Annotated in this window: 11 protein-coding genes; 8 read left to right on the top strand and 3 right to left on the bottom strand. The window is 71.7% G+C overall.

Going from position 1 to position 18,597, the window contains the following annotated elements; genetic code table 11:
* Positions 1 to 124: 124 nt before the first annotated feature.
* From ASC56_RS20755 to ASC56_RS20720, 8 genes are all read left to right on the top strand, one after another.
* Complete coding sequence (locus ASC56_RS20755; RefSeq protein ID WP_055492964.1) at positions 125 to 1,210, top strand: S-(hydroxymethyl)mycothiol dehydrogenase; 1,086 nt, start codon at positions 125 to 127, stop codon at positions 1,208 to 1,210.
* The gene (locus tag ASC56_RS20750) at positions 1,207 to 1,833 is read left to right on the top strand and encodes an MBL fold metallo-hydrolase (protein WP_079102614.1); all 627 of its coding nucleotides are present in this window, start codon (positions 1,207 to 1,209) and stop codon (positions 1,831 to 1,833) included. The genes ASC56_RS20755 and ASC56_RS20750 overlap by 4 nt, the downstream gene beginning before the upstream one ends.
* A 45-nt stretch (positions 1,834 to 1,878) precedes the next feature.
* On the top strand, positions 1,879 to 4,335 hold the full coding sequence (locus ASC56_RS20745) for an FAD-dependent oxidoreductase (protein ID WP_055492962.1): 2,457 nt from the start codon (positions 1,879 to 1,881) through the stop codon (positions 4,333 to 4,335).
* A 9-nt stretch (positions 4,336 to 4,344) separates the two neighbouring features.
* Entirely contained in the window at positions 4,345 to 5,499 is a 1,155-nt protein-coding gene (gene solA / locus ASC56_RS20740; protein WP_055492961.1) for an N-methyl-L-tryptophan oxidase, read from the top strand.
* 11 nt (positions 5,500 to 5,510) lie between these two features.
* Positions 5,511 to 6,668 (top strand): aromatic ring-hydroxylating dioxygenase subunit alpha, encoded by a 1,158-nt coding sequence (locus tag ASC56_RS20735; RefSeq protein WP_055492960.1) that lies wholly within the window; start codon positions 5,511 to 5,513, stop codon positions 6,666 to 6,668.
* Positions 6,649 to 8,115, top strand: coding sequence for an aldehyde dehydrogenase family protein (locus tag ASC56_RS20730; protein ID WP_055492959.1), 1,467 nt, complete (start codon positions 6,649 to 6,651; stop codon positions 8,113 to 8,115). The genes ASC56_RS20735 and ASC56_RS20730 overlap by 20 nt, the downstream gene beginning before the upstream one ends.
* Positions 8,116 to 8,189: 74 nt before the next feature.
* On the top strand, positions 8,190 to 9,761 hold the full coding sequence (locus tag ASC56_RS20725; protein WP_055492958.1) for an APC family permease: 1,572 nt from the start codon (positions 8,190 to 8,192) through the stop codon (positions 9,759 to 9,761).
* Between the two features lie 16 nt (positions 9,762 to 9,777).
* Positions 9,778 to 11,328: a GMC family oxidoreductase gene (locus tag ASC56_RS20720; RefSeq protein ID WP_055492957.1), complete on the top strand. Its 1,551-nt coding sequence runs from the start codon at positions 9,778 to 9,780 to the stop codon at positions 11,326 to 11,328.
* Positions 11,329 to 11,392: 64 nt separating this feature from the next.
* Here the strand turns inward: ASC56_RS20720 and ASC56_RS20715 are convergent, their stop codons facing one another.
* The 3 genes from ASC56_RS20715 to ASC56_RS20705 form a co-directional block, all read right to left on the bottom strand.
* Positions 11,393 to 16,054 (bottom strand): hypothetical protein, encoded by a 4,662-nt coding sequence (locus tag ASC56_RS20715; RefSeq protein ID WP_055492956.1) that lies wholly within the window; start codon positions 16,052 to 16,054, stop codon positions 11,393 to 11,395.
* A 71-nt stretch (positions 16,055 to 16,125) separates the two neighbouring features.
* Complete coding sequence (locus ASC56_RS20710) at positions 16,126 to 17,013, bottom strand: hypothetical protein (protein ID WP_055492955.1); 888 nt, start codon at positions 17,011 to 17,013, stop codon at positions 16,126 to 16,128.
* Positions 17,014 to 17,050: 37 nt separating this feature from the next.
* A complete protein-coding gene (locus ASC56_RS20705) occupies positions 17,051 to 18,577 on the bottom strand; it encodes a hypothetical protein (RefSeq protein ID WP_055492954.1) in 1,527 nt (508 codons plus the stop codon).
* Positions 18,578 to 18,597: the final 20 nt, after the last annotated feature.

Genomic DNA, 18,597 nt, shown 5'->3' with positions numbered 1-18,597 from the left:
TCAGCCGCCCCGTTCCTTTTGCCAAGGGTTAACGCACCCCTCTTGACGGCTCCGTGACGGCGTTCTCAGTATGTTCCCCATCGCGCAACCCATCGTGCATTGCGCAACAGCAGAGGAGCTTGTCGTGCCCCACGAGGTCCGTGCCGTAGTCGCTGTCAAGAAGGGCGCACCCGTCGAGGTGCGGACGATCGTCGTTCCCGATCCGGGCCCCGGCGAGGTGCTCGTCAACGTCCAGGCCTGCGGGGTCTGCCACACGGATCTGCACTACCGGGAGGGCGCGATCAACGACGACTTCCCGTTCCTGCTGGGTCATGAGGCGGCGGGCACCGTCGAGGCGGTCGGCGCCGGTGTCACCGACCTCGAACCCGGCGACTACGTGGTGCTGGCCTGGCGCGCCCCCTGCGGCTCCTGTCGCTCGTGTCGCCGTGGCCGCCCCTGGTACTGCTTCGACTCCCGCAACGCCGCGCAGCCGATGACCCTGCTGGACGGCACTGCGCTGACCAACGCCCTCGGCATCGGGGCGTTCGCCGAGAAGACCCTGGTCGCGGCCGGTCAGGCGGTGAAGATCGACCCGGCCGCCCGTCCCGAGGCCGCGGGGCTGATCGGCTGCGGCGTGATGGCCGGCTACGGCGCCGCCGTCAACACCGGCAACGTGGGCCGTGGCGACTCGGTCGCCGTCATCGGCTGCGGCGGGGTCGGCAACGCAGCCATCGCGGGCGCCTGTCTGAACGGTGCCATGAAGGTCATCGCCGTCGACATCGACGACAAGAAGCTCGACCAGGCCGAGAAGTTCGGGGCCACGCACACCGTGAACTCCCGAGGCACGGACCCGGTGGAGGCCGTGCGCGCCCTCACCGACGGCTTCGGTGTCGACATCGCCATCGACGCGGTGGGCCGGCCCGAGACGTTCAAGCAGGCCTTCTACATGCGCGACCACGCGGGTCTGCTCGTCCAGGTCGGCGTCCCCTCCCCCGAGATGAAGGTGGAACTGCCGCTGATCGACGTGTTCTCGCGCGGCGGCGCGATCAAGTCCTCCTGGTACGGCGACTGCTTGCCGAGCCGGGACTTCCCCTTCCTGATCGACCAGTACCTCTACGGTCTGCTGGACCTGAACGCGTTCGTCAGCGAGACGATCGCCCTGGACCAGGTGGAGCAGGCGTTCGGCAAGATGCACCGGGGTGAGGTGCTGCGCTCGGTGGTGGTCCTGTGAGCGCCCACGGAACCGTGCGCGTCGAGCGCGTCGTCACCTCCGGCACCTTCAGCCTCGACGGCCAGACCTTCGACGTGGACAACAACGTCTGGCTCGTCGGCGACGACGAGGAGGTCCTGATCGTCGACGCCGCGCACGACGCCCGGACGATCCACGCGGCGGTCGCCGGCCGCCGGGTCACCGCGATCGTCTGCACCCACGCGCACGACGACCACATCGGCGCCGCGGCCCAACTGTCGGTGCTGACCGGGGCGCCCGTACTCCTCCACCCCGACGACAGCGAGCTGTGGTCCCACACCCACCCAGCTCGCAAGCCGGACGGCGAGCTGAACGACGGCCGGATCCTCACGGTCGCGGGCATCGAGCTCCAGGTCATTCACAACCCGGGTCACACCTGGGGCAGTTGCTCCCTCTACGCCCCGTTCCTGGACGCGGTGTTCACCGGCGACACCCTCTTCCACGGCGGTCCGGGCGCCACCGGACGCTCATACTCGGACCGCCCGACCATCGAGGCCTCCATCCGCAACCGGCTGCTCACCCTGCCCGGCGACACCGTCGTCCACACCGGACACGGACAGAACACCACCATCGCCGCCGAGCGGCCCAACGTGCCCGCCGCCTAGGCGGCTTCCCCGATACCTGCCATCCCCGCCACCACAAGGAGGGGCATGTCCAGCACGCCCGAAACCCGCCCCAGCAGTCCCCGTGTGGTCGTCATCGGCGCCGGCATCGTCGGCTGCTCTCTCGCCGACGAGTTGACCGCCCGCGGCTGGAGTGACGTCACCGTCCTCGAACAGGGCCCGCTGCCCGCCCCGGGCGGCTCCACCTCGCACGCGCCGGGTCTCGTCTTCCAGACCAGCCCGTCCAAGACCCTGACGGCGTTCGCGAAGTACACCGTCGAGAAGTTCTGCTCCCTGGAGATCGACGGGGTCTCCTGCTTCAATCAGGTCGGCGGACTGGAGCTCGCCACGACCCCCGAGCGCCTGGCCGACCTGCACCGCAAGGCGGGCCTCGCCGCCTCCTGGGGCGTGCGCGGCGAGGTCGTGAGCACGGCCCGGTGCAAGGAACTCTGGCCGCTCGTCGACGAGTCGGTGGTCCTCGGCGGCTTCCACACTCCCGACGACGGCCTGGCCCGCGCCCTGTTCGCGGCCCGCGCGCAGATGGAGCGCGCGACCGGCCGGGGCGCCCGCTTCCTGGACCGCCACACGGTCACCGGGATCGAACAGCAGGACGGCCGGGTCACCGCCGTGGTCACCGACCACGGCATCTTCCCCGCCGACCACGTCGTCTCCGCGGCCGGCTTCTGGGGTCCGGTCATCGGCCGGATGGCCGGGGTCGACGTGCCGCTCCAGCCGCTCGCACACCAGTACGCAAGGACCAAGCCGCTCCCCGATCTGGCGGAGCACCGGCACGAGGCCTCGCGCCCCATCCTCCGCTTCCAGGACCGCGACCTCTACTTCCGCGAGCACACCGACCGCATCGGCATCGGCAGCTACGCCCACCGGCCCCTGCCCGTCGACCCGTTCGCGATCCCGGCGTACGAAGAGGCCCGCGCCCGGAACATGGACATGCCCTCCTCGTACCCCTTCACCACCGAGGACTGGGCCCCCAGCTGGGAGGACTGCCGCTGGCTGATCCCGGCCCTGCGCGAGACGGAGATCGAGGAGGGCTTCAACGGCGTCTTCTCCTTCACCCCGGACGGTATGCCGGTCCTCGGCGAGTCCCGCACCGTGCGCGGCTTCTGGCTGGCCGAGGCCGTCTGGGTGACCCATTCCGCCGGTGTCGCCAAGGCGGTCGCCGAGTGGATGGTCGACGGGCGCCCGTCCATCGACGTCCACGAGTGCGACCTCACCCGCTTCGAGGACGCGCGGCGCTCACCGGCGTACATCACGGAGCGCGGCTCGCAGCAGTTCGTCGAGGTGTACGACGTCCTCCACCCGCTCCAGCCGATGGAGGACCCGCGCCCGCTGCGGGTCAGCCCCTTCCACGCCCGCCAGCAGGAGCTCGGCGCCTTCTTCCTGGAGGGCGGCGGCTGGGAGCGCCCGCACTGGTACGAGGCGAACGCCCCACTCGTCGACGGCCTCGCCCTGCCCGAGCGCGACGCCTGGTCCGCCCGCTACTGGTCGCCGATCGCGGCGGCCGAGGCGAGGGCGACCCGCGAGAAGGTCGCGCTGTACGACATGACCCCCCTGCGCCGCCTGGAGGTCACCGGGCCCGGAGCCCTCGCCTTCCTCGACCGCATGACCACCAACAACCTCCGCAAGAAGCCGGGCGCGGTCACCTACACACTGCTCCTCGACGGGACGGGCGGCATCCGCTCCGACCTCACCGTGGCGCGGCTGGGCCCCGACCGCTTCCAGGTGGGCGCGAACTCCCCGGCCGACCTCGACTGGCTGGCACGGCACGCCCCCGCAGACGTCCACCTCAGGGACATCACGTCAGGAACCTGCTGCATCGGCGTCTGGGGCCCGCTCGCCCGGGACCTGGTCCAGCCCCTGACCCGTGACGACTTCTCGCACGAGGGCTTCGGCTACTTCCGCGCCAAGGAGACCTACCTCGGCCATGTCCCGGTGACGGCCATGCGGCTGAGCTACGTCGGCGAACTGGGCTGGGAGCTGTACACCACCGCCGACCTGGGGCTGCGCCTCTGGGACACGCTGTGGGAGGCCGGCCAGGAGCACGGGGTGATCGCGGCCGGGCGGTCCGCCTTCAACTCCCTGCGCCTGGAGAAGGGGTATCGCTCCTGGGGCGTGGACATGACGGACGAGCACGACCCGTACGAGGCCGGCGTCGGCTTCGCGGTCCGCATGGACAAGAACGGCTTCGTCGGACAGGAGGCGCTCCAGGGCCTGCCCGAGGCCACCCGCAGGCTCACCCCGCTGCTGCTCGACGACCCTGCCGCGAACGTCCTGGGCAAGGAGCCCGTGTACGTCGACGGCCTTCCGGCCGGCTATGTCACCAGCGCCTCGTACGGCTACACCCTCGGCCGCTGCATCGCCTACGCCTGGCTGCCGCCGCTCGCGACCGGCACCGGTGTGCACATCGAGTACTTCGGCGAGAAGGTGCCCGCGACCGTCGCCGACGAGCCGCTGTTCGACCCGAAGATGACCCGCATCCGCCGCTAGGAGACGCCCGTGTCCCCCTCTTACGACGTCATCGTCATCGGTCTCGGCGGCATGGGCAGCGCCGCCGCCCACCATCTGTCCGCACGCGGCGCCCGCGTCCTCGGTCTGGAGAAGTTCGGCCCGGTCCACAACCGCGGCTCCAGCCACGGCGGTTCGCGGATCACCCGGCAGTCGTACTTCGAGGATCCGGCGTACGTCCCGCTGCTGCTGCGCGCGTACGAACTGTACGAGGACGTGGAGCGGGCCACCGGCCGTGAGATCGCCACGCTGTGCGGCGGTGTCATGGTCGGGCCGCCCGAGTCCCGTACCGTCTCCGGTTCGCTGCGCTCGGCCGTCGAGTGGGATCTGCCGCACGAGATGCTGGACGCCACGGAGATCCGCCGCCGATTCCCGACCCTCGCCCCGAAGGACGACGAGGTCGCGCTCTACGAGAAGAAGGCCGGCCTGGTCCGCCCCGAGAACATGGTCGCCGCGCACCTCCAACTGGCCACCCGGCAGGGCGCGGAGCTGCACTTCGAGGAGCCGATGGTCCGCTGGGAGCCGTACCGGGACGGGGTCCGCGTGCACACCGCCGAGAACACCTACACCGCGGGCCGGCTGGTGATCTGCCCGGGGGCCTGGGCTCCGCAGCTGCTCAGGGACCTCGGGGTGCCGTTCACGATCGAGCGGCAGGTCATGTACTGGTTCCAGCCGAAGCAGGGCGTCCGGCCCTTCCTCCCGGAGAACCACCCCATCTACATCTGGGAGGACGCCGACGAGGTCCAGGTCTACGGCTTCCCATCCATCGACGGCCCGGACCTCGGCGCCAAGGTCGCCTTCTTCCGCAAGGGCGTCGTCTGCACCCCGGAGACCATCGACCGGACCGTGCACGAGGACGAGATCCAGGCCATGGCGGACCACATGTCCCGCTGCATCCCGGATCTGCCCGGCACCTTCCTGAAGGCCGCCACCTGCATGTACTCCAACACGCCCGACGAGCACTTCGTCATCTCGCGCCACCCCGCACACCCCGAGTCCGTGACCGTGGCCTGCGGTTTCTCCGGGCACGGCTTCAAGTTCGTGCCCGTCGTCGGCGAGATCCTGGCCGACCTGGCCCTCACCGGCACCACCGAGCACCCCATCGGGCTGTTCGACCCCTCCCGCCTCGCCGCCGCGCCCGCCTGAGGAGCACGCACGTGACGACGATCCCCGTCTCCCCCCAGCAGATCTCGCCGAGCCTGATCGCCACCCTCCCGGGGCACTACTACACCGATCCGGAGGTCTTCCGGCAGGAGCAGGAGCTGCTCTTCGAGTCGATGTGGTTCTGCGCCGTCCGCAGTGCCGACCTGGCCAAGCCGGGCGCGTTCCGCACCGTCCAGGTCGGCCGCGAGAACGTCCTGATCACCCGCACCCGCACCGGCGAGCTGCGCGCCTTCCTCAACGTCTGCCGCCACCGGGGGGCCCGGCTGTGCCTGGAGGAGTCCGGCGAGGTCAAGCGCAACCTTCAGTGCCCGTACCACGCCTGGACCTACGACCTCGACGGCAAGCTCGTCGCCGCGCCGAACCTGGTCAAGATGCCGGACGTCGACCGCGTCGAGTACGGCCTGACCACGGTCGCGCTGCGCGAGTGGCTGGGTTACGCCTGGGTGTGCCTGGCCGACGAGCCGCCCTCCTTCGAGGACACGGTGATGGGCGCGGCCGTGGAGCGGCTCGGCGACACGGCCGCGATCGAGCACTACGGCACCGAGAACCTGGCGCTCGGCAAGCGGATCGTCTACGACGTGAAGGCGAACTGGAAGCTGATCGTCGAGAACTTCATGGAGTGCTACCACTGCGCGACGATCCATCCCGAACTGGTCGACGTGCTCCCGGAGTTCGCCGACGGGTACGCCGCCCAGTACTACGTGGGGCACGGCGCCGAGTTCGGCGAGGAGATCCGGGGCTTCACGGTCGACGGCAGTGAGGGCTTCGCCAAGCTGCCGGACGTGTCGGAGGACCAGGACCGCCGCTACTACGCGATCACCGTGAAGCCGACGGTCTTCATCAACCTCGTCCCGGACCATGTGATCCTGCACCGCATGTTCCCGCTCGCCGAGGACCGCACGGTCGTCGAGTGCGACTGGCTGTACGCGCCGGACGTCGTCGAGTCCGGCGCCGACGTGTCGAAGTCGGTGGAACTGTTCCATCGGGTGAACGCCCAGGACTTCGAGGCGTGCGAGCGGACGCAGCCGGCGATGTCGTCCCGGGCGTACCGCAAGGGCGGCGTGCTGGTTCCCACCGAGCACCACATCGGGATCTTCCACGCATGGATGATCGAGAAGCTGGGAGGCGGTCATGCCGGACCTGTTCATTGACGGCGAGTGGCGGGGCGCGGTCGACGAGCGCACCCGGGAGATCCGCTGTCCCGCCGACGGCTCCCTGGTCGGAGTCGTCGACGAGGGGGGCGGCAAGGACACGGCCGAGGCGATCGCCGCGGCACGCCGCGCCTTCGACGAGGGCCCGTGGCCGCGCACCTCTCCGAACGAACGCGGTGACCTGCTGCTGCGGGTCGCCGGTCTGCTCGTCCGGGACAAGGACGCACTCGCCCGCGCGGAATCCCTGGACACCGGGAAGCGACTCGTCGAGAGCGCGTACGACATCGACGACATCGTGCGCTGCTTCCGGTACTTCGGGCGGCTCGCGGCGCAGGAGACGGGCCGGGTGATCGACACCGGCACGCAGGGCGTCGACAGCCGGGTCGTGTACGAGCCGGTGGGCGTCTGCGCCCTGATCACCCCCTGGAACTATCCCCTCCTGCAGACGGCGTGGAAGGTCGCTCCGGCCCTCGCGGCCGGTAACACGTTCGTGCTGAAGCCGAGCGAGCTGACCCCGCACACGGCGATCCATCTGATGCGGCTGCTGCAGGAGGCCGGTCTACCGCCGGGCGTGGCCAACCTGGTCCTCGGCGCCGGTCCTGAGGCGGGCGCGCCCCTGGGCGACCATCCGGACGTGGACCTGGTCTCCTTCACCGGGGGTCTTCAGACGGGCCGTCGGCTGATGGCGGCGGCGGCCGGGACGGTGAAGAAGGTCGCGCTGGAACTCGGCGGCAAGAACCCCAACATCGTCTTCGCCGACGCCGACTTCGACGCGGCCGTCGACATGGCGCTGACGGCGGTGTTCCTGCACTCCGGGCAGGTCTGTTCGGCCGGGGCGCGGCTGCTGGTCGAGGACGGGCTGCACGACAGGTTCGTCGAGGAGGTCGTACGGCGGGCGGCTCGGATCCGGCTCGGGGGCCCGTTCGACGACCGGGCGCAGACCGGGCCACTGATCTCGGCGGCGCACCGGGCCAAGGTCGAGGCGTATGTGGCCCGAGGGATCGAGGAGGGGGCGGTGCTGCGCTGCGGCGGCGCCCGGCCGTCCGGTCCCGGCCTCGACGAGGGCTTCTACTATCTGCCGACCGTGCTGGACGAGTGCTCCCCGGGGATGAGCGTCGTCAAGGAGGAGTCCTTCGGTCCGGTCCTGACCGTGGAGCGGTTCACGGACGAGGCGGAGGCCGTGCGCCTCGCCAACGACACGATCTACGGGCTCGCGGGCGCCGTGTGGACCAGCGACGAGGCCAGGGCACAGCGGGTCACGGCCGGCCTGCGGCTCGGCACCGTCTGGATCAACGACTACCACCCATACGTCCCGCAGGCCGAGTGGGGCGGTTTCAAGCAGTCCGGTTTCGGCCGGGAACTGGGGCCCTCGGGACTCGCAGAGTACCGGGAGGCGAAGCACATCTGGCGGAACACCGACCCGGCACCGCAGGGCTGGTTCGCGTAACTCCCCCCCAAACCACGGCACCCGCAGGAGCCGCGCTCCCTCACCCCTCCCCCTGGCCCACCAGGAGTCCGCTCATGACGACAATCGAGCAACCGTCAGGCCCACAGCAGGGCGATGACGCCGAACTCGCCGAGTTCGGCTACAAGCCCGAGCTCAAGCGCAGCCTCGGCAACTTCCACACCTTCGCCGCCGGGATCAGCTACATCTCCATCCTGACCGGCACCTTCCAGCTGTTCTACTTCGGCTACGGCAGCGGTGGCCCCGCCTACTGGTGGTCGTGGCCGATGGTCTTCGTCGGCCAGTTCATGGTCGCTCTGTGCTTCGCGGAGCTGGCCGCCCGCTACCCCATCGCGGGCTCCGTCTACAACTGGTCCAAGAAGGTGGGCAATCCGCATCTCGGGTGGCTCGCCGGCTGGATGATGCTGATCGCGTCGATCGTGTCGATCTCGGCCGTGGCGCTCGCCTACCAGCTGACGCTGCCGCAGATCTCGTCCGTCTTCCAGTTCGTGGGAGACGGCACCGGCAAGTACGACGTGGCGACGAACGCCGTCGTCCTCGCCGCTGTGCTGATCCTGTTCACCACCCTGGTGAACGCCTTCGGCGTCAAGCTGATGGCCACCATCAACACGGCGGGTGTGTTCATCGAACTGGTCGCCACCGTCGTACTGATCGTCCTGTTCGCGGTGCACATCACCCGTGGCCCGCAGGTCGTCATGCAGACGGCCGGGACCGGGGCGGGGTACTCGACCGGGTACCTGGGCGCGTTCCTGGTGGCCTCCCTGGCGTCGGCGTACGTCATGTACGGGTTCGACACGGCCTCCTCGCTCGGTGAGGAGTGCCTGGACCCGTCCCGGAACGCGCCGCGTGCGATCATCCGTGCGATCGTGGCCTCCTTCATCCTGGGCGGGCTGGTGCTGCTGCTCGCCCTGATGAGTGTCTCCAGCCTGAAGGGCGACAAGCTGTCCACGGACGGTCTGCAGTACATCGTGCTCGACGTGCTCGGCCCGACGGCCGGCAAGGCGATGCTGTGGTGTGTGCTCATCGCGGTCACGGTGTGCGCGCTGGCCGTGCACACGGCCGCGATCCGGCTGGCCTTCGCGATGGCCCGTGACAACAACCTGCCCGCGTCCTCGCTGATGGCCCGGGTGAGTCCGCGCTTCCAGACCCCGGTGGTCCCTGCCGTGATCATCGGGGTCCTGGCGCTGGCGATCCTGGTGGTCAACATCCGTCAGCCGCAGATCTTCACGGTCGTCACCAGCATCGGCATCATCATGATCTACCTCGCCTACCTCGGTGTCACCGCGCCGATGCTGGTGGCGAGGCTGCGCGGGAAGTGGCAGCCGGCGGCCGAGGGCAAGTTCTCGCTGGGCCGCTGGGGGCTGCTGGTCAACATCGTGGCCGTGGTCTGGGGCGTGGCCATGACCGTCAACCTGATCTGGCCGCGGGCCGCGGTCTACAACGCGGCCGCCCCGTACCACTGGTATCTGCGCTGGGGCGCGGTCCTGTTCGTCGCGGTCATCGCGGGCGGCGGCTTCGCCTACTACTGGTTCGTCCAGCGGCACCGGACCGGTGTTCTGGCCGAGCACCGGCTGGAGCCGGCTGCCGCCGTCCCGACCGCTCCCCTCGCCGCCCCGGCGGCCGACTGAAGGAGGTCACCAGCTCATGAGCTTCGACGAGTTCGACTATGTCGTGGTCGGCGGCGGCACCGCGGGCAACGTGGTCGCGGCCCGGCTCTCCGAGGATCCGTCCGTCACCGTCTGCCTGCTGGAGGCGGGGCCCAGCGACGTCGGCGACGACGACGTCCTGAAGCTGGAGCGCTGGATGGGCCTGCTGGAGTCCGGCTACGACTGGGACTACCCGGTCGAGCCGCAGGCCAGCGGCAACAGCTTCATGCGGCACGCCCGCGCCAGGGTGCTCGGCGGCTGCTCCTCGCACAACTCGTGCATCGCGTTCTGGGCCCCGGCCGAGGACCTGGACGACTGGGCGGCCAAGGGCTGTACCGGCTGGAGCGCGGCCGATCTCTTCCCGCTCTACCGGCGGCTGGAGTCGAACGACGCTCCCGGCGACCACCACGGCCGCACGGGCCCGGTGAAGCTGCGCACGCTCAAGGGCGAGGACCCGTGCGGGACGGCCCTGCTGGAGGCGTGTGCACAGGCGGGCATCCCGACGGTGCCCTTCAACACGGGCCGGACCGTGGTCCGCGGAGCCAACTGGTTCCAGATCAACTCCGACGAGAACAACATCCGTCAGTCCTCGTCGGTGGCCTACCTGCACCCGATCATCGGCAAGCGCCCCAACCTGGAGATCCGCACCGGGGTGCGGGCCAAGAAGCTGGTCCTGGAGGGGCGCAGGTGCGTGGGCGCGGACTATCTGGACCCGGACCTGGTCCACACCCGGACCGTACGGGCCCGGCGTGAGGTCGTCGTGTCCTGCGGCTCGATCGACACCCCGAAGCTGCTGATGCTGTCGGGTATCGGGCCCGCCGAACACCTGCGCGAGGTGGGCGTCGACGTGGTCGTGGACTCGGCGGGCGTGGGCGAGAACCTGCAGGACCACCCCGAGGGCGTCATCATGTGGGAGGCCCGGCAGCCGATGACCACCACGTCCACCCAGTGGTGGGAGGCGGGCATCTTCTACGACACCGAACCGGGCCTCGACCGGCCCGATCTGATGTTCCACTACGGCTCGGTGCCGTTCGACATGAACACCGCGCGGCACGGATACCCGACGTCCGAGAACGCGTTCTGCCTCACACCGAACGTGACGCGCGCCAAGTCGCGTGGGACGGTGCGGCTGCGCACCCGCGACTACCGGGACAAGCCGAAGGTCGATCCGCGGTACTTCACCCACGAGCACGATGTGCGCGTGATGACGTACGGGCTCAAGCTCGCGCGCCGGATCGCCTCGCAGCCGGCGCTCAGCGGCTGGGCGGGCGCCGAGCTGGCGCCCGGGCCGGACGTGCGGACCGACGACGAGCTGATCGACTACATCCACAAGACCCACAACACCGTGTATCACCCCTCCTGCACCGTGAAGATGGGCGCGGACGACGACCCCTCGGCCCCGCTCGACGCGCGGCTGCGGGTCAAGGGGGTCGAGGGTCTGCGGGTCGCGGACGGATCGGTCATGCCGGACCTGATCGCCGTCAACCCGTGCATCACGACGATGATGATCGGCGAGAAGTGCGCTGATCTCCTGAAGGAGGATGCCTAGGGACGGCGACGGGTCGCGGGGGAACTGCGAGTGGTCCGTGGCGGATCGCGCAGTTCCCCGCCCCTCACGGGGCGCCGGCAGCCGGTCGTTTGAACATCCGTGTCGCCGTGATCTCGCTGTGCACCGCCTCTCCGGCCCGGGGCTGCTGTGGCAGTCCCGGCCGGAGGTGTTCCTCCACCCGGATGTACTTCAGCCCGGCCCGCAGGTCGGCGTCGTTGCGCAGCCGGATCACCAGCGGGAACTCGGCGAGCGCGGTGGTGTCGAACAGACCGGTGGTGTAGAGGAGCTGGACGCCGAGCGCATCCGAGACGGCCCGCTGCAGCTCCAGCAGATAGGTCGCGTTGGCGCGCCCGATGGGGTTGTCCAGGAACAGCGTGCCCGCGTGGCGGTGCTTGTCGCGGCCGCGGTCGTTGGAGCGCAGCGCCGCCATCGTGCAGTACAGCGCGATGGCCGCGGTCAGCAGCTGACCCCCGGAGAAGACGTCCCCCATCTGCCCCACGGGCACCCGCTCGGCGCGCAGCACGGCGTCCGGCTTGAGGATCTCGACGGCGACACCCTTCGGCTGGAGTGCCGCGCCGACGCCCCTCAGGAGCAGTGACATGCCGTCACGCCTGAGGTCCGAGTTCTTCTTGACGGCGGCCCGGGTCGCCTCGTCGATGACCTCGCCGAGCCGTTCGACGAGCGTGGCCTGGTCGGGCTCGTCGAAGCGGATGCGCAGGAACTCCTGGCCCGACCACTCGCCCAGCCCCTCGGGGAGCCGGGAGAGCCGCTGCGCGGACCGCAGCGTGGCGAGGGCCGACTCGACGAGCCCCCGCAGCCGGTCCACGATCGAGTCGCGGTTGCGCTCCAGCTGCGCCAGTTCGTCCGTGAGGACCCTCAATCGGGGCGCGAAGGCCTCCGCCCACCTCTGTGCGTGCTCCGGCAGCGCGGACGCGGGCAGTTCGCGGATCTGCTGCCGTGCGGGTGTGCGGACGTGCTCGTACCGCGTGGAGTTGGCGTGCCGGACGAGCACGTCGGAGGCCTCGCGCACGGCTGCCTCGGCGGCGGACAGGTCGGCGGCGCAGCCACGCAGCGACCGGCGGGCCTCGGCCGCGGTCCGACGGGCCTCTTCCAGCGTGCCCGGGTACGGCTCCGGCTCCCCCTGATCGTCGTCCGAGGCCTGCTCGCGCAGCAGGTCGCGGAGCATCGCGGCGATCTCGTCGAAGCCGCCCGCCGCGTCCTCGGCCGCTCGATGGGCCTCCAGGAGTTCGGCGTGGGCCTCGCGTGCCTGGCTCAACGCCTCGGTGCGGGAGGCGAGTTCACCGGTCGCCGTGCGCAGCAGGGCCTGGGCGTGCTCGGTGTCGCGGGGGACGAGCTCCGCGGGGAGCTCGGTGTGGGCCTCGCCGTTCTCGGGCGCGTGCCGCTCGGCCTCGCCGCGCAGTCGGCCGAGCTGCTCGCTCGCCGTGGACATGCGCGTCTCCAGAAGCTGCACCAGTTCCTCGGCGCGCACGGCGGCGGCCTGCCGGGAGGGGCCGTCGGAGCCGTCCGGGGACTGAAGCAGCTGCTCGGCGCGTGTGCGCACCTTGTTGGTGAGCCGGTCCAGTTCGGCGAGCGCGGCGGACTCGTCGCTCTCCGCCCGTGCCTGCTCGGCCCGCAGGTCGGCGCCGACACCGACCTTCTCGTAGACCTGGGAGGCGGCCCGGTAGGCCTCGCGAAGGGCCGGCAGGGACGTCTTCGGCGCGTCCGTGTCGTCGTCCGGTACCTCGTCGGGGGCGCCCGCGATCTCGGCGCGCTCGGCGCGCAGCGCACGCGCCGTGCGCCGAGCGTCGTCGGCGGCGCGCTGGGCGGCGCGGCGGTCCTCGTCGGCGGCCCGGGCGCGCTCCAGACAGGACTGGGCGCGGGCCTCGGACTCGACCGCCTCGTCGGCGAGTTCGCGCAGCTTGACCTGCCAGCCCGCGCGCTCGCGCAGCCGGAAGGCGAGCCCGGCGAGTGCGTCGGCGGCACGCCGGGCCTTCTGTGCGGCCTCCTGCCGCTCTTCGCGCACCTGGGCAGCCTCGGCGGCGGCCTCCTCGGCCTCGGCGCGGGCGGTGTGCGCCGCGGCCAGCTCGGCCTCGGCCTCCTCGGCGAACGCACGTGCGTCCCGGGCGGCCGCGGCGAGTTCGGTCAGCCGGCCGGCCGGGCAGCCGGTGCGCCAGGAGGCCAGGCGGGCCGCCAGTTCACGGTCCTTGCCGAGCCGGGCCGCGAGCTTCCTGATCTCCTCGTCCCGCTCGGTGGCCCGGGCGCGCAGCGCATGCCGCTCCTCGTCGGCGGCGTGCTCGTCGTGCATGGCGGGGTTCGGCGGTACCAGGAAGACGCCGGGGACCCCGCCGTCGCCCTCGTCGAGGGCCGGGGTCGGGGCCAGCAGCGCGGCGGCGGTGCCGACGGCAACGGCGGAGCGCGGCAGCAGCGCGGCGTCGCTGAGCGCCTCGCGGGCCCGGGCGTGCGAGTCCGGGTCGGTGATGATCACGCCGTCGACCAGCTCGGGGCGGGCGGCCAGCACGCGCGCGTGGTCGGCCGGGTCGACGGCCTGCGCGAGATAGCGCCAGCCGGGCAGCGCGGGGATACCGTGCTCGCCGAGGAACGCGACCGTCGCGAGCACGTCCGGACCCGGTGGCAGCAGCCCGCCGTCACCGAGCGCACCGAGGATGCGCGCGTCGTCGGCCGCCGCGGTGCGCAGCTCGAACAGCTGCCGCTCGGCGGAGGAGACGGAGCCGTCGAGCAACTCGCGCAGCTCGTCGGCGAAGCGGTCCAGCTCCTCGGCGGTGAGCGGGCCTCCTTCGGGGGCCGGTTCGGCGGCCGGGGCGCCGGCCGCGCTCGTGTCCGCCTCGTGCCGAGGTCCTGGCACCCGGGCACGCACGTCCCTGCCCGACAGGCTCAGCAGTTCCGCCGGGCGCTCCTCGGCCGCCAGTGCCGCGGCCGTCCGGCGCTCGGCCTCGTACGCCCGCTCGGCGGCCGTCGCCGCGTCGGCCGCGCGGGCCGCCGTCAGTTCCGCGCGGGACTCGGCGGACGCCGTCTCGCGCGCGTGCTCGGACGCCCGGCGGGCGGCCTCGCGGGCGGTGTCCCAGGCCGCGACGGCCGTCTTCTCGGCGTCGCTCGCGGCGAGGGCGGCCCGTGCGGGGTCGGCGTCGGGCGCGCTGTCGTCCAGCCAGCCTGCCCGCACGGCTTCGGCGGTCTCCTGCTCGACCTCGGCGAGCCGCTGCTTGAGGTGCCCGACCTCGCTGCGGGCCCGCTGCGCCTCGGTGGCGGCGGCGGTCGAGTCCCGGTACGCCGACTCGCCCACCTCCTGGAGCGCGGCGGACCGCTCCTCCTCCTCGTTGGCGAGGGACTCGGCGCTCTCGGCGGCCGCGTGCAACGCCCGTACGAGATCGACGGCCGCCTTGGCGCGGGCGGCGAGTGCCGGTGCGGCGTCCCGCTCCGCCTCGCGGATCGCGGCGGCCACCCGCGCGGAGCGGTCGGCGGCGGCACGGTGCCGCAGCACGGCCTCGGCGGCCTGCCACGCGGAGTACAACTGGCGTGCGTCGGCCAGCTCGCGCTTCTGCGCGGCGGCGGCCTTCTCCGCGCCGGCGAGTGCCAGGGAGGCGTGACGGTAGGCGAGTTCGGCGGCGATCAGCGCACTGCGCTCCCTGGTGCCTTCGGCGTGCGTGACGGCGTAGGCGGCGGCGGTCACCCGCTGGGCCAGGTCACCGGCCCGCACCCGCTCCTGCACCCCGCGCGCGGACAGCCGTCGCGCCAGCGTGCGCGTCCGCCGCTCGGCGCCGGCGTGGATGTCGCGCGCCCGCGAACGCGCCTCGGCGGCGTCGACGATGCGGCCCAGCAGGTCCACGGACCCGGCGGTGAAGTCACGCTCGGCGATCAGCTCGGAGCGCCGACCCAGCTTGTTGCCGAAACCGCTGACGAGGTCGGCGAGCCCGTCGGTGTCCCGGGTGTCGGTGACGGCGCGCAGCAGCAGGTCCGTGAAGTCGGAGTCCTTCTTGACCGCGAAGAGACCGGCTGCCTCACCCTCGTCGGCGTTCATCTCCCGCTGGTAACGGAAGAGTTCGGGATCCAGACCGAGATCCGTCAGTTGCTCGTTCCAACGGTCGTGGATCTCCTCCCAGTGCACCTCCAGATGCGGGTACGCCTTGCCCGCTTCCATCAGGGCGTCCCGGAACCCCTTCATCGTGCGGCGGCGCCCCTGCGCCCCGGACGCTCCCTCGACGGGCGGCCGTACGGCGGTGGACTCGGCGACCGGCAGACTGTCCAGGCTGAGCCCCGGACCCGGCCGGAAGGAGTACCAGGCCTCGGCGAACTTCCGCGGGTCGTTGGAGACCTGGCGCCCACGCCACTCGCTCACCTTGCCGACCACCACGCACTCTCCGGTCAGCGTGTGCTGCCACTCCAGCGCCACATGCCCGCAGTCGTCGGCGAGCAGGAACTTGCGCAGCACACCGGAGCTGGCGCCGCCGAGGGTGTTGCGGTGGCCCGGCAGCATCACCGAGAAGATCAGCTTGAGCAGGACGGACTTGCCGCCGCCGTTCTCCAGGAAGAGCACGCCCGCGGGCGCCGGACGGCGCGGCGGCCCGGCGGGCTCCTCCTCGAAGAACTCCGCCTGGGTGGGCGCGGGGTCGGGTACCGGATCACCCACACCCCGCAGGTCCAGCACGGTGTCGGCATAGCGCGCACCGGCCGGACCGATGGAGTAGAGGCGGACCCGGGACAGCTCGTACATGGTGGCGGACTCTCGTGGTAAGGCGTGCCAAGTCTTGGGAAACGCGGGGCAGTTGGTGAGCTGGGTGAGTCTCAGGAGCTTCCGGAGTGGAACGGCAGCCCGGCGTCGGCCACCAGTTCCAGGTCGTCGGTGTCCTCGGCGGGCAGCAGGGTGGCCGTGCCGTCGGTCACCGGGACGACCCCCAGTTCGAGGAGTTCGGACAGTGCGGCGCTGCCCGCCATGTCACGCACCTGGAGCTGGTAGCGGGCCGTCGTGCGGTAGGTGCCGCCGTGCTCGTCGCCCGTGCGTTGCAGGAACCCGGAGTCCGTGAGGAACGTCACGGCCTTGCCGACGATTCCGGTGGTCGAACCCGCCAGCCTGCGCGCGTCCTTGGTGGCCCCGGTCGCGCTGCGTCTGGCCCAGATCCGCCAGGCCGCCTCCAGGCCCGGCGCCTCCGTGGCCGGGTCGGTGTTCTCACCCCGCTCGTCGGCACGCTCCTCCAGTCGGCGGCAGGCCTGGCGCACGAAGGCGTCGACGCCGTTGACCGTGACCCGCCCGATGTAGCCGTCGTCCGCCAGGTCCTCGGGGCGCGGGAACGCCAGGGCGGCGACGGCGAGATGGGCGAGACCGTGCAGGAAGCGGTCCCCGGAGTCGGCCGAGGTGCGACGCGCGTAGTCCCCCATGCGGGCCGCGAACACGGAGTCCTCGCCGGCGGTCACGGCCATGCCCGCGCGCGGGGACACCTCCAGGACGACCAGCCCGAGCCCGGTGGCGACCGCGTCGGCGAGCCGCGCGAACGGCGGGTTCTCGCGGTAGCGGCGCAGCAGCTCCGCGTACTCCTGGTCGCGGGCGGGCCCCAGCTTGGGCTGCAGCCCGAAGGCGACGAGCCGCGCCGCGTCGGCGGCGTCGGCGGGGGTGACGGCACTGCTCACCGACGGGGCGGCGGCCTCCGGCTCACTCCACTCGACGTGCTCGGTCACGGTTGGGGCTCCTTGCTGCACTGGTACTGACTGCTGGTCATGCCGCTTCGGTCCGGTCCGCCGCCATGCCCGCCGCGTCCAGCAGCGCCGTACCGACGATCAGGTCCGCGCCGCCGAACTCGGGATCATCCAGCTCGCTCCCGTCGTCCACGGCGAACAACAGCTTCTCCTCGCCCTGCCGATAGGCCGTACCGACGGGCGGACTGGCCGCGTGCACGGCCAGCAGGGCGACGAGGTAGGGCAGTTCGGGATCCCGGCGACGCGCCTCCGCCAGCAGCCCGGACAGCCGGCGCGGCGCATCCGCCGGCAGGTCGAGCAGCTCTGTCGCGGCGGCCAGCTGCTCCTCGCTGAACCGGCTGTCGTCCGGCGTGGCGATCAGATCCGGCTCGGGCATCTCGGCCCCGAGGTGTTCACGCTCCACCGGAGGTGTCAGGAGCAGGTCGACGAGGTCCCCGACCCGCACGGCGCCCGGTGTGCGCAGCCCCGTCCCGTGCGCGAAGAAGGCGTCCGTCACCCGGATCGCCTGCTCCAGCGGGAGCGGCAGCAAGGGCGCCAGGAGATGCCCGTAGAGATCCGTCCCCGATGTCGTCATCGGCGTGGCGAAGGCCTGCCGGTCCTGCTCGGCGCGGAACAGCGGGCCCGCTTCGAGGAGGCGGGACTGCAGCTGTGTGTGCCGGCGGATGCAGTCCTTGACGATGTCGACGAGCTCGGCGGCCCGTCGCTTCTGCTCCGGGTCCTCCGACTCGTCGCGGGCCTTGCGGATGTTGGTGAGGATCGCGTTCTCGTGGCGGTAGCGGTCGGCGACGTGGTCGAGGGCCTCGGCGATCATGTCCGGCACCGCGTTCAGCCAGTCCACCGCCCGGACGTTGCGCCGGGTGGCGTCCAGGGCCCTGCGCAGCGACTCCGAGTACTGCACGGTGCGGTAGCGCGCCTGCTCGGCGGCGAGCTGGGCGTCGGCGAGGCGGCCGCGGCTGATCAGCACCTCCAGCTTGACCTCGGCGGCGATCTGAGCGCTGGTCACGTCCGTGTCCAGGGCGCCGACGAGGACGTTGACCGCCTCGTCCGTCGTCCGCAGGTAGACGCTTCCGCCGTGCCCCGGCACCTCTTCGATCAGTTTGAAGTCGTAGTCCCGGCGGACATAGGTGCCATCCGGCGCGAACGTGCCGTAAACCGCCCGGAAGCCTCGGTCGACGCTGCCGACGTTGATCAGGTTCTCCAGGACCCAGCGGGCGACGCGCTCATGCTCGGCGACCGGTCGCCGCGGGGCCTGGGCGGCGATGCGCGGGAGGAGGCGGGCGACTATCTGGTCGTGGTCCGCGCCCGTGTCGAAGTCCATGTTCAGCGTGACCAGGTCGATGGCGGCGAGGGCGATCTCCGCCATCCCGTACATCGAGTACTCGCCCGCGAGGTTCGCCTTGCGCGCGTCCAGGTCGTGCAGCGGCGCGGTGCAGGCGAGCGCGCGCAGCCGCCGCGCCAGCCCCTCGTCGGCGGCCGGCCCCGGAGCGGGGCGCGGCCCCGCGCTGAGCTGGGGCGGAACACGGTCCGTCGGTGCAGGCGAAGTCACGGTGCACAGATTAGGTCCTC

It is taken from the genome of Streptomyces sp. TP-A0356, from assembly GCF_001417775.1.
In the GTDB taxonomy this organism is placed as follows: domain Bacteria; phylum Actinomycetota; class Actinomycetes; order Streptomycetales; family Streptomycetaceae; genus Streptomyces.
The sequence above is the reverse complement of the archived record's forward strand: the minus strand, read 5'-3'. Positions and strand labels throughout refer to the sequence as shown.